This window comes from Streptomyces sp. NBC_01618, from assembly GCF_045209435.1.
In the GTDB taxonomy this organism is placed as follows: Bacteria; Actinomycetota; Actinomycetes; order Streptomycetales; family Streptomycetaceae; genus Streptomyces.
Window position 1 is genome coordinate 5,580,546 of sequence record NZ_CP109297.1, and the last position, 15,682, is coordinate 5,596,227.

Genomic DNA, 15,682 nt, shown 5'->3' on the forward strand with positions numbered 1-15,682 from the left:
CTGACGAAGCACGGGAGATGACGGGGCGACTAGCCATCGGACGACTTGCCACTCGAACGAGTGCCCGCCGAGGCCCCGGCCTTGACGCCGCCGTTGGAAGCACCGCCCTTGCTGCCGGCGGCCGGTGTCTCGAACGACTCCAGTGCCTCCAACACGTCCTGGACACGGGAGATCTCGGTGTTGATGTCCTCGCGCCGGCGCACCAGCAGATCGAGCTCGCGCTTGCCCTCGTCGACCGTGCGCTTCGCCTCGGTCTCGGCGTCGGCCCGCAGCTTCTCGGCCTCGCGGATCAGCGTGGCCTTCTTCTGCTCGGCCTCCTTCAGCAGCGACTCGGCCCGCTTCACCGCCGCGATCCGGACCTTGCTCGCCTCCGAATTCGCGTCCGCCAGCAGCTCCTTGGCCTTGGCCGCCGCATCGTCGCGCTGTTCGGTCGCCGCCTTCATCAGGTTGTCGACGCGCTCGCCCGCCGTCCTCATCTGCTCGGACGTCTCCCGCCGGGCCCGGTCGTGCAGCTCTTCGATCTCGCTCTCGATCCGGGCCCTGAGCTCCTCGGCCCGCTCCCGGATGGCCGTGGCGTCCCGGCGCGCGCCGACCAGCAGCTCGTCCGCGTCCGTACGGGCGTGCTCCACCAGGGAGTTGCCCTCGACGGTCGCCTCCGAGGTGATCCGCGCGGCCTCCTTGCGGGCCACGCCGACCATCGTGTCGGCCTGTTCCTCGGCCTCGGTGGCGGCGCGCAGCGCCTCCTCCTGCGCCTTGTTCATCAGCTGGTCCGCCTGCTCGGCGGCATCGGCCCGGCGCTTCGCCGCGACCTCCCGCGCCTCGTCCAGCAGCCGGTCCGCCTCCTCGCGGGCCTGAGCACGCATCAGCTCGGCCGCCGACTCCGCCTCGGCGCGCACCCGCTCCGACTCCTCGCGGGTACGGACCGCGTGCTCCTGCGCCGAACCGACGGTGGCCGCCGCCTCCGCCCGCAGCCGCTCCGCCTCGTCCGCGGCCTCGCCCGTCACCCGGGCAGCCTGCTGCGTCGCCTCGTCGACCAGCCCGTTCGCCCGCTGCGTCGCTTCCTCGACGAGCCGGGTGGCCTGCTGCGTCGACTCCGTACGGACCCGCTCGGCCTCGCTCGTCGCCTCGCCGACCAGCCGGTCGGCCTGGGCCGCGGCGTCGGCACGCATCCGGTTGGCGTCCTCGCGGGCCTCGGCCCGGCTGCGCGCCGCGTCCTGCTCGGCGGAGGCCAGCGCGTCGGAAGCCTCGGTACGCATCCGCTGGCTGTACTCCGCGGTATCCGCGCGCAGCCGCTCCGACTCGGCGATCGCGTCCGCGACGGTCCGCTCGGCCATCGCCTTCGCGGCCTCGGACTCCTCCTGCGCCTCCCGGCGGATCCGGGCCGCGTCCTCGCCCGCCCGCTCGCGCTCGGCGTGCGCGTCGGCGCGGAGCCGGTCCGCCTCCTCCTGCGCCTCGGACTTCGTCCGCTCCGCGACATGCTCGGCGGTGGAGCGCAGCCCGGCGATCTCCGCCTCGGCCTGCTCCTGCAGTCCGCTGACCGAATCCCGAACCTGCTGGGCGGTCTGCTCGGCCGCGGAGACCAGCTCCGTCGCCCGGCTGTCCGCCTCCTCGGCCAGGCGGCGCGCCTCCGCCTGTGCCTCCTCGACCCGCTTGCGGGCGGAGGCGAGCAGCTCCTCGCTCTGCTCGCGGGCCCGCTCGCGCTCCTGGTTCGCCTCGGTGCGCGCCGCGTCGAGGGTCTCCTCGGCCTCCCGGCGGCGCCGGTTCGCCTCCTCCTGCGCGGCGGCCAGCGCCTCGGCGGCCTCCGTGCCCACCCGCTCCGCGGCGGCAGCGGCCTCGGCCCGCACCCGGTCGGCGCTCTCCTGCGCCTCGGACTTGAGCCGCTCCGCCTCGGCGACCGCCTCACCGCGCAGCCGTACGGCGACGGACTCGCCCTCCGCACGCGACTGCGACGCATCCGCCGCGGCCTCGTTGCGCAGCCGCTCCGCCTCGGTCTCGGCCTGCTCCCGCAGCGCCCGCAGCCGCTCGGCGGCCTCCGCGCGCAGCCGCTCGGACTCCTCGTTCGTCTCGCGCCGGATGCGCTCCGCCTCGGCGCGCGCGTCCGTGAGCTCCTGCTCGGCGGTGGTGACCTTGGTCTCGGCCTCGGTGTGCAGCCGGGTCAGCTCCTCGGCCGACTCCGCCTGCCGGGCCGCGACCGCGCGCTCGGTCTCCTCGCGCAGCCCCGCCGCCGCCTGCTCGGCCGCGGCGGTGGTGGACCGGGCCTGCTCCTCGGACTCCGTACTCAGCTGCTCGGCCTCGGCACGGGCCCGCTCCAGGGCCTCCTCGGCCTGCTTGCGCAGCGTCCCGGCCCGCTCGGCCGCTTCGGTACGGACCCGCTCGCTCTCCGCGCCCGCGGTGCCGCGCAGCTCCTCTGCGTCCGCCTTCGCCTTGGCCAGCAGCTCCTCGGCGGTCTTCGCGCCCTCCTCGATCTGCTGGACGGCCTCGCGCCGGGCCTCGCCGCGGATCCGCTCGCCCTCGGCGACCGCCTCGGAACGCAGCTGCTCGGCCTCGCCGCGCAGCCTGCGCGCCTCCTCCTGCAGCTCGACCGTCTTGGCCCGGTACTCCTTGGTGTCGTCCTTGGCGGCGCCCTTGAGCTGATCGGCCTGCTCGGCGGCCTCACCACGCAGCCGGTCCGCCTCGGCCTCCGCCTCGCGGCGGATCCGGTCGGCCTCCTCGCTCGCCGCCCTGGTGGTGGACTTCGCGTCCTCGGACGCCTTGGTCAGCACCTCCTCGGCGGCCCTGGCGGCCTTGGCGAGCTGGGCCGCGGCATCCTCGGCGGCCGCCGTGCGGGCCTGCTCGGACGCCTCGGACTTCAGCCGGTCCGCCTCGGCACGGGCATCGGCGAGCGCCTGCTCGGCCTCCGCCTTGAGGGTCTCGGCGCCCTTGGTGGCCTCGCCGACCAGCCGGGCGATCTCCGATTTGGCCGTACGGGTGCGCTGCTCGTTCTGCGACTCGGCGGCGGCCAGCCGCTTGACGGCGGCCTCCTTCGCCTCCGAGGTGACCTTCTCGGCCGCCAGCCGGGCCTCGCGCAGCTGCGTCTCGGCCTCCTGCATGCGCTGCTCGGCGGCCCGGTTCAGCTCGGCGGTCCGCTGCCGGTTCTGCTCGGTCTCCGCCGTCGTCGACGCCCGCAGCTGCTCGGCGTGGCTGGTGGCCTCCCGCGCCTGGCTGGACGCGGCGTTCAGCAGCCGCTCGGCGTCCTTGCGGGCACGCAGCAGGATTGTCTCGGCCTCGGTACGGGCCGACTCCGCCTCGGAACCGAGCCGCTGCCGGGTCTGCTCCGCCAGCCGCCCCGCCTCGGCGCGCGCCGCCGCCAGGGACTGCTCGGCCTCCGTACGGGACTCCTCCAGCAGCCGGCGGGCCTGGGACTCCGTCCTGGCCCGGAGCTGCTCGGCCCAGGCGACGTTCTCGTTGACGTGGGACTCGACGGTCTGGCGGCGTTCGGCCAGCTCCTGGTCGAGCTGCTGGCGCCGCTGCACGGCCTCGTTGTGCAGCTCGGCCTGGAGCCGCGCCTGGTGCTCGGCGTGCTCCTGCAGGATGCGCTGCGTCTGCGCGCGGGCGTCACGGAGCTCCCGCTCGGCGTCCGTCCGCAGCTGCTCGGCCTGGATCTGGGCATTACGGAGCAGCTGCTCGGCCTGGTAGCCGATGTCCGCGCTGTCGTAGGCGGGACGGGTCGCGAGATTGCGTCGAGCCTCGTGCAGCTTGGCGCGCAAGACCTCGACCTGGTAACCGAGGTCCTCGGCGTGCTGGACGGCCTTCTCCCGGTCGGTCTTCAGCCGGTCCATCTCGGCTTCGAACCGCGAGAGATGGTCGTCGTCAGCTCGGTGGCTCTCCTGGCGTTCGTAGCCCCGCACTGCGCGGTCCCATCCTTCCCCGAGCTCTCAACTTCTTCCCCAAACTCTCAACTTCGTTCGAGCAGGGGATGCCCCACTGAGCAGGGGAGACCCCAACCCTGGTCGCAACTCTCCAACGAGTACCGTTCACCGGTGAACGGTCCCCCGGGGAATGGTGACAGATCAACGGCTGGGGACGCGGCGCGGCCCCGACCCGGCCCCGGCCCGGAACTGCCCACTCTACCGGGCCGGGTATCCGGAGGTCAGTGCTCCGCTGCGGACGTGACCAGTTCGGTCAGGACGCCGTGGCAGTCCTTCGGATGGAGGAAGGTGATCCGGGACCCCATGGACCCGGTCCGGGGCTCCTCGTACAGCACCCTGACCCCCTTCTCCCGGATGTCCGCCGCGTCGGCGTCGACGTCCGCGGTGCCGAAGGCGATGTGGTGGACGCCCTCACCGTTCTTCGCGAGCCACTTGCCCACGGCCGAGTCCTCCCGGGTCGGCTCCAGGAGCTGAAGGTAGGAAGCACCGCCGTCGGACGTATCGTTGATCTTGAGCATGGCCTCCCGTACGCCCTGCTCCTCGTTGATCTCGGAGTGGAACACCTCGAACCCGTAGGTCGAGCGGTAGAACTCGACGGTCCTGTCCAGGTCGAAACAGGCGATCCCGATGTGGTCGATTCGCGTCAGCATGCAACCAGTGCAGCGCTCCACCGATGGTTACGCAACGTGCGCGCGATCACACCGGCTGCGGGATGACGGGCGAGGTACCGCTCAGTACATTCGTGTAAACCCTCGTTCACTCCTCATCCCAAGGGGCCGTGCCTCATGTCAGGAACGACCGGTACCACCTCAGTGATCGTCGCGGGCGCGCGTACGCCCATGGGCCGCCTCCTCGGCTCGCTGAAGAGCTTCTCCGGGGCCGATCTCGGCGGCTTCGCCATCAAGGCCGCGCTGGACCGGGCCGGCATCGGCGGCGACCAGGTCGAGTACGTGATCATGGGCCAGGTGCTGCAGGCCGGTGCGGGCCAGATCCCGGCCCGCCAGGCCGCGGTCAAGGCGGGCATCCCGATGAACGTCCCCGCGCTCACCGTCAACAAGGTGTGTCTGTCCGGGCTCGACGCGATCGCGCTCGCCGACCAGCTGATCCGCGCCGGTGAGTTCGACGTCGTCGTCGCCGGGGGCCAGGAGTCCATGACGAACGCCCCGCATCTGCTCCCGAAGTCCCGGGAGGGCTACAAGTACGGCGCGATCGAGATGCTCGACTCGATGGCGTACGACGGTCTGACCGACGCCTACGAGAACATCCCGATGGGCGAATCCACCGAGAAGCACAACTCCCGGCTCGGGCTGAACCGCGCCGACCAGGACGAGATCGGCGCCCTCTCGCACCAGCGCGCCGCCGCCGCCCAGAAGAACGGCATCTTCGAGGCCGAGATCACCCCGGTCGAGATCCCGCAGCGCAAGGGCGACCCGGTCCTCTTCTCCAAGGACGAGGGCATCCGCCCGGAGACGACCACGGAGTCCCTCGGTAAGCTGCGCCCGGCCTTCACCAAGGACGGCACGATCACCGCGGGCACCTCCTCGCAGATCTCCGACGGCGCCGCCGCGGTCGTCGTCATGAGCAAGGCCAAGGCCGAGGAGCTGGGCCTGGACTGGATCGCCGAGATCGGCGCCCACGGCAATGTGGCGGGCCCGGACAACTCCCTCCAGTCCCAGCCGTCCAACGCCATCAAGCACGCCCTGAAGAAGGACGGCCTGGAGGTCGCGGACCTCGACCTCATCGAGATCAACGAGGCCTTCGCGGCGGTCGCCGTCCAGTCGATGAAGGACCTCGGCGTCACCCCCGACAAGGTGAACGTCAACGGCGGCGCCATCGCGCTGGGTCACCCGATCGGCATGTCCGGCGCCCGCGTGGTGCTGCACCTCGCGCTGGAGCTGAAGCGGCGCGGCGGCGGCACCGGGGCGGCGGCGCTGTGCGGCGGCGGCGGTCAGGGCGACGCGCTGATCATCCGCGTGCCCAAGTAGGACCCGGGGTTCCCGGGCAGGAACGGCCCGGCCGAGCCGTACGTAGTACGTAATGCACGGCGTACGTCATGCACGGTGCAGTACGCGAAGAGCACGCAGCGAGTGAACGGAGCGGTGATGGTGGACGTCCCCACCCTGGTCGAGCAGGCCCGCGCGGGCCGGCCGAGGGCCGTGGCCCGGCTCATCTCCCTGGTGGAGGGGGCGTCGCCGCAGCTGCGCGAGGTGATGGCGGCCCTGGCGCCGCTGACGGGCAACGCGTACGTCGTCGGCCTGACCGGTTCGCCCGGTGTCGGCAAGTCGACATCCACGTCGGCGCTGGTCTCGGCGTACCGGCGGGCGGGCAAGCGGGTCGGCGTCCTGGCCGTCGACCCGTCCTCGCCGTTCTCCGGCGGCGCGCTCCTCGGCGACCGGGTCCGGATGTCGGAGCACGCCTCCGACCCGGGCGTCTACATCCGCTCCATGGCCACCCGCGGACATCTGGGCGGCCTCGCCTGGTCGGCCCCGCAGGCGATCCGGGTGCTGGACGCGGCGGGCTGCGAAGTGATCCTGGTGGAGACGGTCGGCGTCGGCCAGTCCGAGGTGGAGATCGCCTCCCAGGCCGACACCTCCGTCGTCCTGCTGGCGCCCGGCATGGGCGACGGCATCCAGGCGGCGAAGGCCGGAATCCTGGAGATCGGCGATGTGTACGTCGTCAACAAGGCCGACCGGGACGGCGCGGACGCCACCGCGCGCGAGCTCAACCACATGCTGGGTCTCGGCGAGTCCCGCGGTCCCGGCGACTGGCGCCCGCCGATCGTGAAGACGGTCGCCGCCCGGGGCGAGGGCATCGACGAGGTGGTCGAGGCGCTGGAGAAGCACCGGGCGTGGATGGAGGAGCACGGCGTGCTCGTCGAGCGGCGCACGGCCCGTGCGGCCCGCGAGGTCGAGACGATCGCCGTCACGCGGCTGCGCGAACGCATCGGCGATCTGCACGGCGACCGCCACATCGGCGCACTCGCCGAACGCATCGTGGCGGGGAACCTCGATCCGTACGCGGCGGCGGACGAACTGGTGGCGGGGCTCACCGAAGGCTGATCCCGATCCGGTGCGGACGGGTCCGGGGCGGCGTGCGGGCCGCATCGGGGGCGTCCGCGGCTTGCCCCGGCCCGGCCCGGCGCCTGTCCGGGCCGTCGGGCCGCTCCGGGTTCCTCGGGCCGCTCCGGGTTCCTCGGGGTGGCCGAGTTCCGGTGGGCCGGGCCCTGTTGGAGACCTCCGGTCACGACGGCCCTTCCGGCGGGCGCCGAACCCTGGAACCGCCGTCCGGCGTCGCCCGTCCTTGATGGCTGATGGTGCGTCAGCCGGGGCCCCGGCGTGCGGTTTCCGTGCCGTTCGGCGCTGCGGTTGATGACGTGCTCGTGGCAGGATTACCGCCGGACGCGAGCACGGGGCGTCCGGCGTTTCATGCGTGACGACGGGGGGAATGGCGCATGCTCGGACCGTTGCGGGACGACTCGCCCAGGCGGATCGGGAGCTACGGGATACGGGCCCGGCTCGGCGCGGGCGGCATGGGGGAGGTCTTCCTCGGCGCCCCGGACGGCGGCGGCGACCCGGTCGCCGTCAAGACGGTACGCCGCGACGTGGCCCAGGACCCCGGCTTCCGCAGCCGCTTTTGCCGCGAGATCGCCGTCGCCCGGTCCGTCACCGGCCCCCATGTCGCGCCGCTGCTCGACGGGGACGCCGACGCCGAAGTGCCCTGGCTCGCCACCGAATACGTCGCCGGACCGACCCTGTCCGCCGCCGTCCGCGGGGCGGGGGCCATGGCCGAGGCCGAGGTGCGGATGCTCGGCGCCGGACTCGCCCACGCGCTGACGGCCGTCCACGCGGCCGGAATCGTCCACCGCGACGTCAAGCCCGGCAACGTGCTGCTCGCCTCCGACGGCCCGCGCCTGATCGACTTCGGAATCGCCCGCGACGCCGGCGCGACCCCGCTCACCACCACCAGCCGCATGGTCGGCAGCCCCGCCTTCATGTCCCCGGAACACGTGGCGGGCAGCGGACGCGTCGTCCCGGCGTCCGACGTCTTCTGCCTCGCCTCCGTGCTCTGCTTCGCCGCCACCGGGCGCGATCCTTTCGGTGACGGGCCGGTCGCCGCCGTGCTCTACCGGGTCAAGTACGTCGAGGCCGACCTCGGTGACGTGCCCGAGGCGCTGCGTGCCGTCCTGGCGGACTGCCTGGTCGCCGACCCTGCCGCTCGTCCCACCGCCGCGGAACTCGCGCAGCGGCTCGCCCCCGACGCGGCCGCGCGATGGCCGGAGCCGGTGGTGCGGCACATCGCCGAGTACGAGCGGGAGCTGGCCCGGGTCGTCGCCCTGGGCGGACCGCTGCTGCCGGGATACACGCCGACCGAGGTGGCCGCCGGAAGTCCTTTGGCCTCCCACCAACTGCCCACCCAGGGAGCGGGCTTCACCCCCGGCCTGCGCATCGCGCCCACCCAGGGCCCGGGACTCGCCCCGCCCCCGCGCCGCTCCCGGCGCACCCTGGGCGCGGTCCTCGCCGCGCTGATCGTGCTGGGCGCGGCCACCGGGTCCATCCTGGCCTGGCGCAACAACCGCACCACCCCCAACGGGGCCTCTCCCGGCGGCGGTTCACCCGCAGCCACCGAGATCGTGGCGGGCGTGGGTGAGAACGGCGGCCCGGACGCCTCGGGCACGGTCCCGTACGGCCGCGACGTCCGTCCTGCGGGGTGGACGAAGTCCTGGCAGGGGAAGTTCACCGGGTCGGCGATCGGCTGCTCCGCGGGCCGGGACGTCGTGGTCTGCCGGAAGACGGACGGTACGTACGAGGCGTTGTCGGCGGCGGACGGGCACCGGATGTGGACGCTGGACACGGGGGAGACCTCGAAGGTGGCGGGCTGGGGGCCGACCGGTCAGTTCTTCATGCCGGCCAGTGCCACCCGCCCCACCGCGTACGACGACACCGTGTTGCTCGCCGCGGGTGACCGGCTGCAGTCGCTGGACGCCCGCACGGGGAAGGTCCGCTGGGAGACCCGGTCCGGTGGCGCGCACAACCTGGAAAGCGCGCCGCTGGTCGTGGACGGTCTGGTCTTCGCCGCCACCACATGGTCGTCCGAGGGCGCGGAGCTCGCTGCGTACGACCTCGGGACCGGCGCCGAGAAGTGGCACAAGCCGCTGGCCCCGCAGGATCTGGCCAAAGCCGAGAGGGGTAACTTCTGGCCGGTCGCCACCGACGGCAAGGTGGTGTACGCGATCGGTGAGGACGGGCCGAAGGCGTTCCGGCCGAAGGACGGCACGCTGCTGGGCACCGCGGGCGGCGAGGGTACGAAACCGGGCTGCGGGGATCTCCGGCTGCGGGGCGATTTCGCCTACTGTGCCACCTACGCCTCCAACGGCAGCTCTTCCGGCTTCGGCACCGACATGAGCGTGCTGCGGTTCGCGGCGGGGACCCTCAAGGCGCAGGGGCGGGTGCCGGTGGACTCCGCGCTCGTCGCCGAGGCGACCCCCACCGCGGTCCACGACCGGGTGATGGTCCTTCGCCGGAGCAGCGAACACGAGACGGACGTGCACGACGAGCTCGTCGTCGTCGGCCGCGACAACGGCCGGACCCTCGGCAGGTTTCCACTCGGCGCAAAGGCGGAGGAGGGCATGAGCAACCCGGCTTCCAACCCGTTGATCGTCGCCGACACCGTGGTCTGGGCGGACAGCACGACGCTGTACACCGTCCCGATCCGCCCCGACGGCACGTTGGGCGCACTGGGCAGGACTCGCCTGGCGGGCGCCCCGGGCCCGAGCCGCACACCGGAATACGACATGGCCAACGGCATCCAGCTGGACAAGGAACTGAACGACCCGCAGGTGCTGCCGGTCGGCGGCGTCGTGCATGTCGTGTACGACGACGGCACCGTGGTTTCGGTGCCGCTGCCCAAGTGAACCGTCGCACGATGAAGGAGACCGCGCAGTGATCGAGCCGCTTCCACCCGGCCGGGCCAGGCTGATCGGCCCGTACCAGCTGCTCGGACTGCTGGGCGCGGGCGGTATGGGCGAGGTGTATCTGGCCCGGCCGGCCGGTGGGACGGACACTCTCGATGGCCTGGTCGCGCTGAAGACCGTACGCGCCGATCTCGACCTGGACGACGGTTTCCGGATCCGCTTCCGTCGCGAGATCGACGCGGCGGGCGCCGTGCGCAGCCCGCACACCGCATCCCTCGTCGGCGGCGATGCGAGCGGCCGGCTGCCCTGGCTGGCGACCGAGTACGTCCCCGGGCCCTCGCTCGCCGAGGCGGTGATCCGCGGCGGGCCGATGCCCGAGCCGGTGGTGCGCGAGATGGGCGCAAGTCTCGCCTGCGCGCTCGCCGACATGCACGCGGTACGCGTACTCCACCGCGACCTCAAGCCGGGCAATGTGCTGCTCGGCGCCGACGGGCCGAAGGTGATCGACTTCGGGATCGCCCAGGCATTCGATGCCACCCAGCTCACCCGGACCGGTGTGGTCGTGGGCAGCCCCGGCTACATCTCGCCCGAGCACGTCAATGGCTCACGGTCGCTCGTACCGGCGTCGGACGTCTTCTGCCTCGGTGCGGTGCTCGCCTTCGCGGCGACCGGTCGGGGCCCGTTCGACGACTCCGACATGGCCGCCGTGATCTTCCGGATCGCCCAGGGCGAGGCCGAACTGTCGGGCGTACCACCGCAGTTGCGTGCAGTGATCGAGGAGTGCCTGCGCAGCGACGCCGAGGCCCGGCCGACCCCTCGGCAACTGGCCGACATGCTGCTGTCGGGCGACCGGGCGGGCGCGGCGGCGGGCGGACCGTTTCCCTGGACGGAAGCGGTACGGGGGCAGCTCGCCGCGCACGCGGCGGGGGCGCGCGCCGTCGCGGAGGCGGCTGCGCCGGCCGCTGCCGTACCACCGGTCCCGTCCGGTGCCCCGCGCCCCGGCGGGCCCGCCCTCGCCCCGACGCCCGTCGTGCCGGTGGCCGTACCGGGTGACCGACAGGGCAACAAGGGACTGTGGATCGCGTTGGCGGCAGCGGCCACGGTGGTGTGCGTGGTGCTGGGGGCGGTGCTGGTGCCGGGTCTCTTCGAGGGGGACGGCGCGGGCGACGGCAAGGCGGGCGGAGCCGGTGGCGGCGCGCAGCCGACAGCTTCCGCCTCGGACGCCGCGCGGACGCAGGCCGGGCCCGCCGTCATTCCGGGCGCGGACGCGGGTCGCACCGGGGACTTCGGCCCGGCCGCCACCGATGTCTCCAGGAAGCCGGCGGGCTGGCAGGCGTGGAAGGCCAAGATCGAGGACGGATCGGTGGAGTGCGTACTGGCGGACACGTCCCTGGTCTGCAGCGGCCCGCAGCGCATCACCGTGCTGGACGCCGCGAACGGCAGGCAGCGCTGGCGGACCGAGCTGGGCAGGGCGGGCAGTGGACCGGCCTCGGTGGCCGCCGTCATCGGCACCACCGTGTACGCCTTCGAGGACGGCGCCCTGGTGGCGCTCGGCCTCGCCGACGGCGCCGAGCAGTGGCGGGAGCCGCTGGCGGCCGGTGCCCGGGTGACCGACTCCGTCCAGTCGGGCGGAGTCCTGTACTACGCCACGAGGGCCACCGGCACGGGTGCGGCCCGGATCCTCGCCCACCAGCTCACCGGCAAGCAGACTCGTAAGTGGGACAAGCCGTGGGACGACCCGGCCGACGACGGGGAGCTGTCCTTCGCCGACGGCCGGCTCGTCGCGGTCGGCGACGGCGTCACCGTCCTGGGGAGCACGGACGGCGCACGGCTGGGAGCCGTCGCCGCCGGTGACATCACCTGCCGTGCGCCGGTCCTGAAGGGCAGGGAACTCCTCTGCTCGGGCCCGGACGGCCTGACGGTCGTCGATGTGACGGCCCCGCAGAACCGCCGGTCGATCGCCGCCGGCGTGGACATCGCCTTCCGGCCCGCCGTGTCACGCGACGGCAAGGTCGTGGTGAGCAGTCGGCACCGGGTGTACGCGTTCGGCCTGGCCGACGGGAGGCAGTACTGGGCGACGTACGACGACAGCGGCGGGGGGCTGGATGTCTGGGGCGCGCCCGTCCTCGCCGGTGACAGTGCCGTTGTGGTGGGTGATCAGGGGATCGGCGCGTTCGCCATGGGCTCCACGGGGGAGGCGGACAACACGGGCTCGCGGCTGCCCACCGAGTGGCCCGGTGGGCAGGGAGCCCGGCACGACCCGGCGTCGATCTCGTACATCGCCCGGGGCGACGTGGTGTTCCTGGGCTTCGGCGACGGGACGGTCATCTCCGTTTACGCGCCCTGAGCTCTCCCCGGTCCCTGCTAGTCGTCGTCCCCGTGGCGGTCGTCGCCGTCGTCCGACCGGTCCGCCGTGACCTTGGCCGTCTTGGCGTCGACGTTCAGCTCGCGCTGCTTGCCGTCCTTGCCCCGGACGTCGACCTCCCAGTGCAGCGCCCCGCCGCTCCGGCCGTCGTGGTCGTCCAGGTCGATCGACGTGACCGTCCCCGGCGTCGCCCGGAGCGCGGCGTCGACGGCCGCGTTCAGCGAGACGGGGGCCGACCCGGGCGCATGCCGGTCGCGGTCGTCATCGTCGTCGGAGACGTGCTTGCCGAGCACCTTGCCGTTGCCCGCGTCCACCGTCACGTCGTGCCAGGCCCTGTCCGAGCCGTACACGTCGACCTCCCAGACCAGTCCGCCGTCCTCGTCGTCCAGCTCGGCCTCGGTGACCGTCCCCGGGACGGCCCCGACGGCCGCCGCGACCGCGTCGCCGACGGTGACGCGGGCCGTGCTGCCGCTCGCCGCGCTGCTCCGGGTGTCGCGGTCGTGGCTGTCGTCGTCCGCGAAAGCGACGGCTGTGGCGGCTCCGCCGCCGGCGAGCACGGCCGCGGTGACGGCGGAGATGGCGATCTTGCGCTTCATGAGGGTTCCTCCCGTTCGGTGGCCGGTTTCGACAGGGACCACACTGCCGGGGTGATGCTGAACGCAGCCTGAAGCCACCTGAAGCCGTCTTCAGGATCGATTTGCGACCCTGGGTGCATGCGCCTGTTGATCGTGGAGGACGAGAAGCGGCTGGCGATGTCCCTGGCCGGGGGACTCACCGCCGAGGGTTTCGCCGTGGACGTCGTGCACGACGGCCTCGAAGGGCTGCACCGGGCCACCGAGGGCGCGTACGACCTCGTCGTCCTCGACATCATGCTGCCCGGGATGAACGGCTACCGGGTGTGCGCCGCCCTGCGCGCCGCCGGCCACGATATGCCGATCCTGATGCTGACGGCGAAGGACGGCGAGTACGACGAGGCGGAGGGCCTGGACACCGGCGCCGACGACTACCTGACCAAGCCCTTCTCGTACGTGGTGCTGGTGGCCAGGATCCGGGCGCTGCTGCGGCGCCGGGGCGGCGGTACGGCCTCGCCGGTGGTCACCGTAGGCGCTCTGCGCATGGACACCGCCGCCCGCCGGGTGCATCTCGGTGCGGCCGAAATCGCCCTCACCACCAAGGAGTTCGCGGTGCTGGAGCAGCTGGTGCTGCGGGCCGGGCAGGTGGTGAGCAAGGCGGACATCCTGGAACACGTCTGGGACTTCGCCTTCGACGGCGACCCGAACATCGTCGAGGTGTACGTGAGCGCGCTGCGCCGCGAACTCGGCGCCGCGGCCATCCGTACGGTGCGCGGCGCCGGATACCGGCTGGAGGCGCTGTGAGGTCGGTACGGGCCAGGGCCGCGCTCGGCGCCACGGTGGTGGTCGCCGTGGCACTGATCGGCGCCGGGCTGGCCGTACTCCTCGTCCTGCGCGCCAACCTCACCGACCAGGCGGGGCTGCAGGCCGAGGTGGTGGCCCGCGAGGTGGCCGGGCAGCTGGCCCTCGACGTGCCGTACGACCGGCTGGAGATGCGCGCGGAGGAGGACAATCCGGTCCAGGTGACCGACGAGGACGGGCGCGTGGTGGCCGTCTCCAAGGACCTGGAGGCGATCTCCGGCACCGGCACGGACCAGGTCACTTTGGCCAAGTCGCCGGCCACGGGGAGCACCACGGGTTCCGACGGCTTTGACAACGGCGGCGATGACGACGACGGGCGGCACAGCGCCCCCGGCCGCGGCGAAGTCGACTCCGGCGACCCGGACTTCGGCAACGGCACCGCCACCGTCGACGGCGACACGGCCGACTACCGCTTCGCGTCCGTGCGGGCGACCACCTCCGCCGGTGTGACCCTGACCGTCCACGCGGGCGCCCCGCTGGCCGCCGAGCAGGAGGCGGTGGGCAGTGTGCGCGACGCGATGCTGATCGGGCTGCCGGTGCTGCTGCTCGTCGTCGCCGGGGTGACGGGGCTGGTGACCCGGCGGGCGCTGCGGCCGGTCGAGGGCATCCGGCGCGAGATGGCCGCGATCACCGCCTCGGAGGATCTGAGCAGGCGGGTGCCCGAGCCCGGTTCGCGCGACGAGATCGCCCGGCTGGCCCGTACCACCAACGAGACCCTGACGGCCCTGGAGGCATCGGTGGACCGCCAGCGGCGCTTCGTCGCCGACGCCTCGCACGAACTGCGCAGCCCGATCGCCTCGTTGCGCACCCAGCTGGAGGTGGGTGTCGCGCATCCGGAGCTGCTGGACGTGCCGGGCGCGGTCGCCGACACCGTACGGCTGCAGGCGCTGGCGGCCGATCTGCTGCTGCTGGCCCGGCTGGACGCGGGGGAGCGGTCGGGCCGCACGAAGCTGGACCTGGGCGCACTGGTCCATGAGGAGGTGTCGCAGCGCATCGGCGACCGGATCCCGGTGGCGGTGTCCGTGCCGGAGTCCGGCGTATTCGAAGTGGCCGGTTCCCGTGGGCAGTTGGCGCGCGTGATCGGCAATCTGCTGGACAACGCCGAGCGTCACGCGGAGCACGCGGTGACGGTCTCGGTGCGTGGCGAGCGGGGCGGCGTGGTCGTCGCGGTCACCGACGACGGGGCGGGGGTGCCGCCCGAGGAACGCGAGCGGATCTTCGAACGGTTCGTACGCCTCGACGACGCCCGTACGCGGGACGAGGGCGGCGCCGGTCTCGGCCTCGCCATCGCCCGCGACGTCGCGGTCCGGCACGGCGGCCGGCTGACGGTGGACGGTGTGCGGGAGGGCGGCGCGCGCTTCGAGCTGTGGCTGCCGGCCGCCGACTGACCGCCGACCGCTCAGGCCGAGCGCTCAGCCCTGCCGTGGACCGCTCAGGCCGAGCGCCCCGGCAGGCCGCCGCCCCGCCGCGGGTCACACCTTGCCGCGTCGGCCCCGCAGATGATCGGCGACGGGGGCCAGCGCCGCGTGCAGTTCCGCCAGCGCCTGAGGCGTCAACAGGTCCATGAAGTGCTTGCGCACCGACGCCACGTGGTGCGGAGCCACCTTCCGCATCGTCTCCGCGCCGTCCTCGGTGAGGACCGCGTACAGACCGCGCCGGTCGGACTCGCAGTTCTCCCGGTGGACCAGGCCCGCGCTCTCCATGCGGGTGATCTGGTGCGAGAGCCTGCTCTTGGACTGCAGCGTCGCGGCGGCGAGATCGCTCATCCGCATGCGCTGGTCATCCGACTCCGAGAGATTGACCAGGATTTCGTAGTCGTTCATGGTCAGCCCGAAGGGCTGGAGGTCCTTCTCCAGCTGGTGGGTCAGCAGCCTGCTGACGTCCAGGTGGGTACGCCAGGCGCACTGCTCCGCGTCGTTCAGCCAGCGGGTGGCCGTCTCGGTCTCCATGTGTGGATTCTACCTAAAAAGTTGAAAGCCGGACGAAGTGGGGGAGTGTGACGCCCGGCACTCACCCGGAGGTGGATTCGGATGCGGGGTGCGGACGTGCGACGTCACATTCCGTA

General features: G+C 73.0%; 10 protein-coding genes. 6 read left to right on the plus strand and 4 right to left on the minus strand.

Annotated features, from left to right (window positions below; all coding sequences use genetic code 11):
* Positions 1-29: 29 nt before the first annotated feature.
* Both scy and mce read right to left on the minus strand, forming a co-directional pair.
* The gene (scy, locus tag OH735_RS26050; protein ID WP_406384016.1) at positions 30-3,887 is read right to left on the minus strand and encodes a polarized growth protein Scy; all 3,858 of its coding nucleotides are present in this window, start codon (positions 3,885-3,887) and stop codon (positions 30-32) included.
* 242 nt (positions 3,888-4,129) lie between these two features.
* Positions 4,130-4,558 (minus strand): methylmalonyl-CoA epimerase, encoded by a 429-nt coding sequence (gene mce, locus OH735_RS26055; RefSeq protein ID WP_266748626.1) that lies wholly within the window; start codon positions 4,556-4,558, stop codon positions 4,130-4,132.
* A 135-nt stretch (positions 4,559-4,693) separates the two neighbouring features.
* Between mce and OH735_RS26060 the strand changes: the two genes are divergently transcribed.
* The 4 genes from OH735_RS26060 to OH735_RS26075 all read left to right on the plus strand — a co-directional run bounded on the left by OH735_RS26060 (position 4,694) and on the right by OH735_RS26075 (position 12,166).
* On the plus strand, positions 4,694-5,893 hold the full coding sequence (locus OH735_RS26060; protein ID WP_406384018.1) for an acetyl-CoA C-acetyltransferase: 1,200 nt from the start codon (positions 4,694-4,696) through the stop codon (positions 5,891-5,893).
* Positions 5,894-6,010: 117 nt separating this feature from the next.
* The gene (gene meaB, locus OH735_RS26065) at positions 6,011-6,967 is read left to right on the plus strand and encodes a methylmalonyl Co-A mutase-associated GTPase MeaB (protein WP_406384020.1); all 957 of its coding nucleotides are present in this window, start codon (positions 6,011-6,013) and stop codon (positions 6,965-6,967) included.
* Positions 6,968-7,359: 392 nt separating this feature from the next.
* Positions 7,360-9,819: a protein kinase domain-containing protein gene (locus tag OH735_RS26070; RefSeq protein WP_406384022.1), complete on the plus strand. Its 2,460-nt coding sequence runs from the start codon at positions 7,360-7,362 to the stop codon at positions 9,817-9,819.
* 28 nt (positions 9,820-9,847) lie between these two features.
* Positions 9,848-12,166 carry a protein kinase domain-containing protein gene (locus OH735_RS26075; protein WP_406384024.1) on the plus strand — a complete coding sequence of 773 codons (2,319 nt, stop codon included), beginning with the start codon at positions 9,848-9,850 and terminating at the stop codon, positions 12,164-12,166.
* A 17-nt stretch (positions 12,167-12,183) separates the two neighbouring features.
* Here OH735_RS26075 and OH735_RS26080 read toward each other — a convergent pair whose 3' ends face one another.
* On the minus strand, positions 12,184-12,780 hold the full coding sequence (locus OH735_RS26080; RefSeq protein ID WP_406384026.1) for a PepSY domain-containing protein: 597 nt from the start codon (positions 12,778-12,780) through the stop codon (positions 12,184-12,186).
* A gap of 117 nt (positions 12,781-12,897) precedes the next feature.
* Between OH735_RS26080 and OH735_RS26085 the strand changes: the two genes are divergently transcribed.
* A complete protein-coding gene (locus OH735_RS26085) occupies positions 12,898-13,560 on the plus strand; it encodes a response regulator transcription factor (protein WP_406384028.1) in 663 nt (220 codons plus the stop codon).
* The gene (locus OH735_RS26090; protein ID WP_406384030.1) at positions 13,557-15,005 is read left to right on the plus strand and encodes an ATP-binding protein; all 1,449 of its coding nucleotides are present in this window, start codon (positions 13,557-13,559) and stop codon (positions 15,003-15,005) included. Before OH735_RS26085 ends, OH735_RS26090 begins: the two co-directional genes overlap by 4 nt.
* 84 nt (positions 15,006-15,089) lie before the next feature.
* Here the strand turns inward: OH735_RS26090 and OH735_RS26095 are convergent, their stop codons facing one another.
* Positions 15,090-15,566 carry a MarR family winged helix-turn-helix transcriptional regulator gene (locus tag OH735_RS26095; RefSeq protein WP_406384032.1) on the minus strand — a complete coding sequence of 159 codons (477 nt, stop codon included), beginning with the start codon at positions 15,564-15,566 and terminating at the stop codon, positions 15,090-15,092.
* Positions 15,567-15,682: the final 116 nt, after the last annotated feature.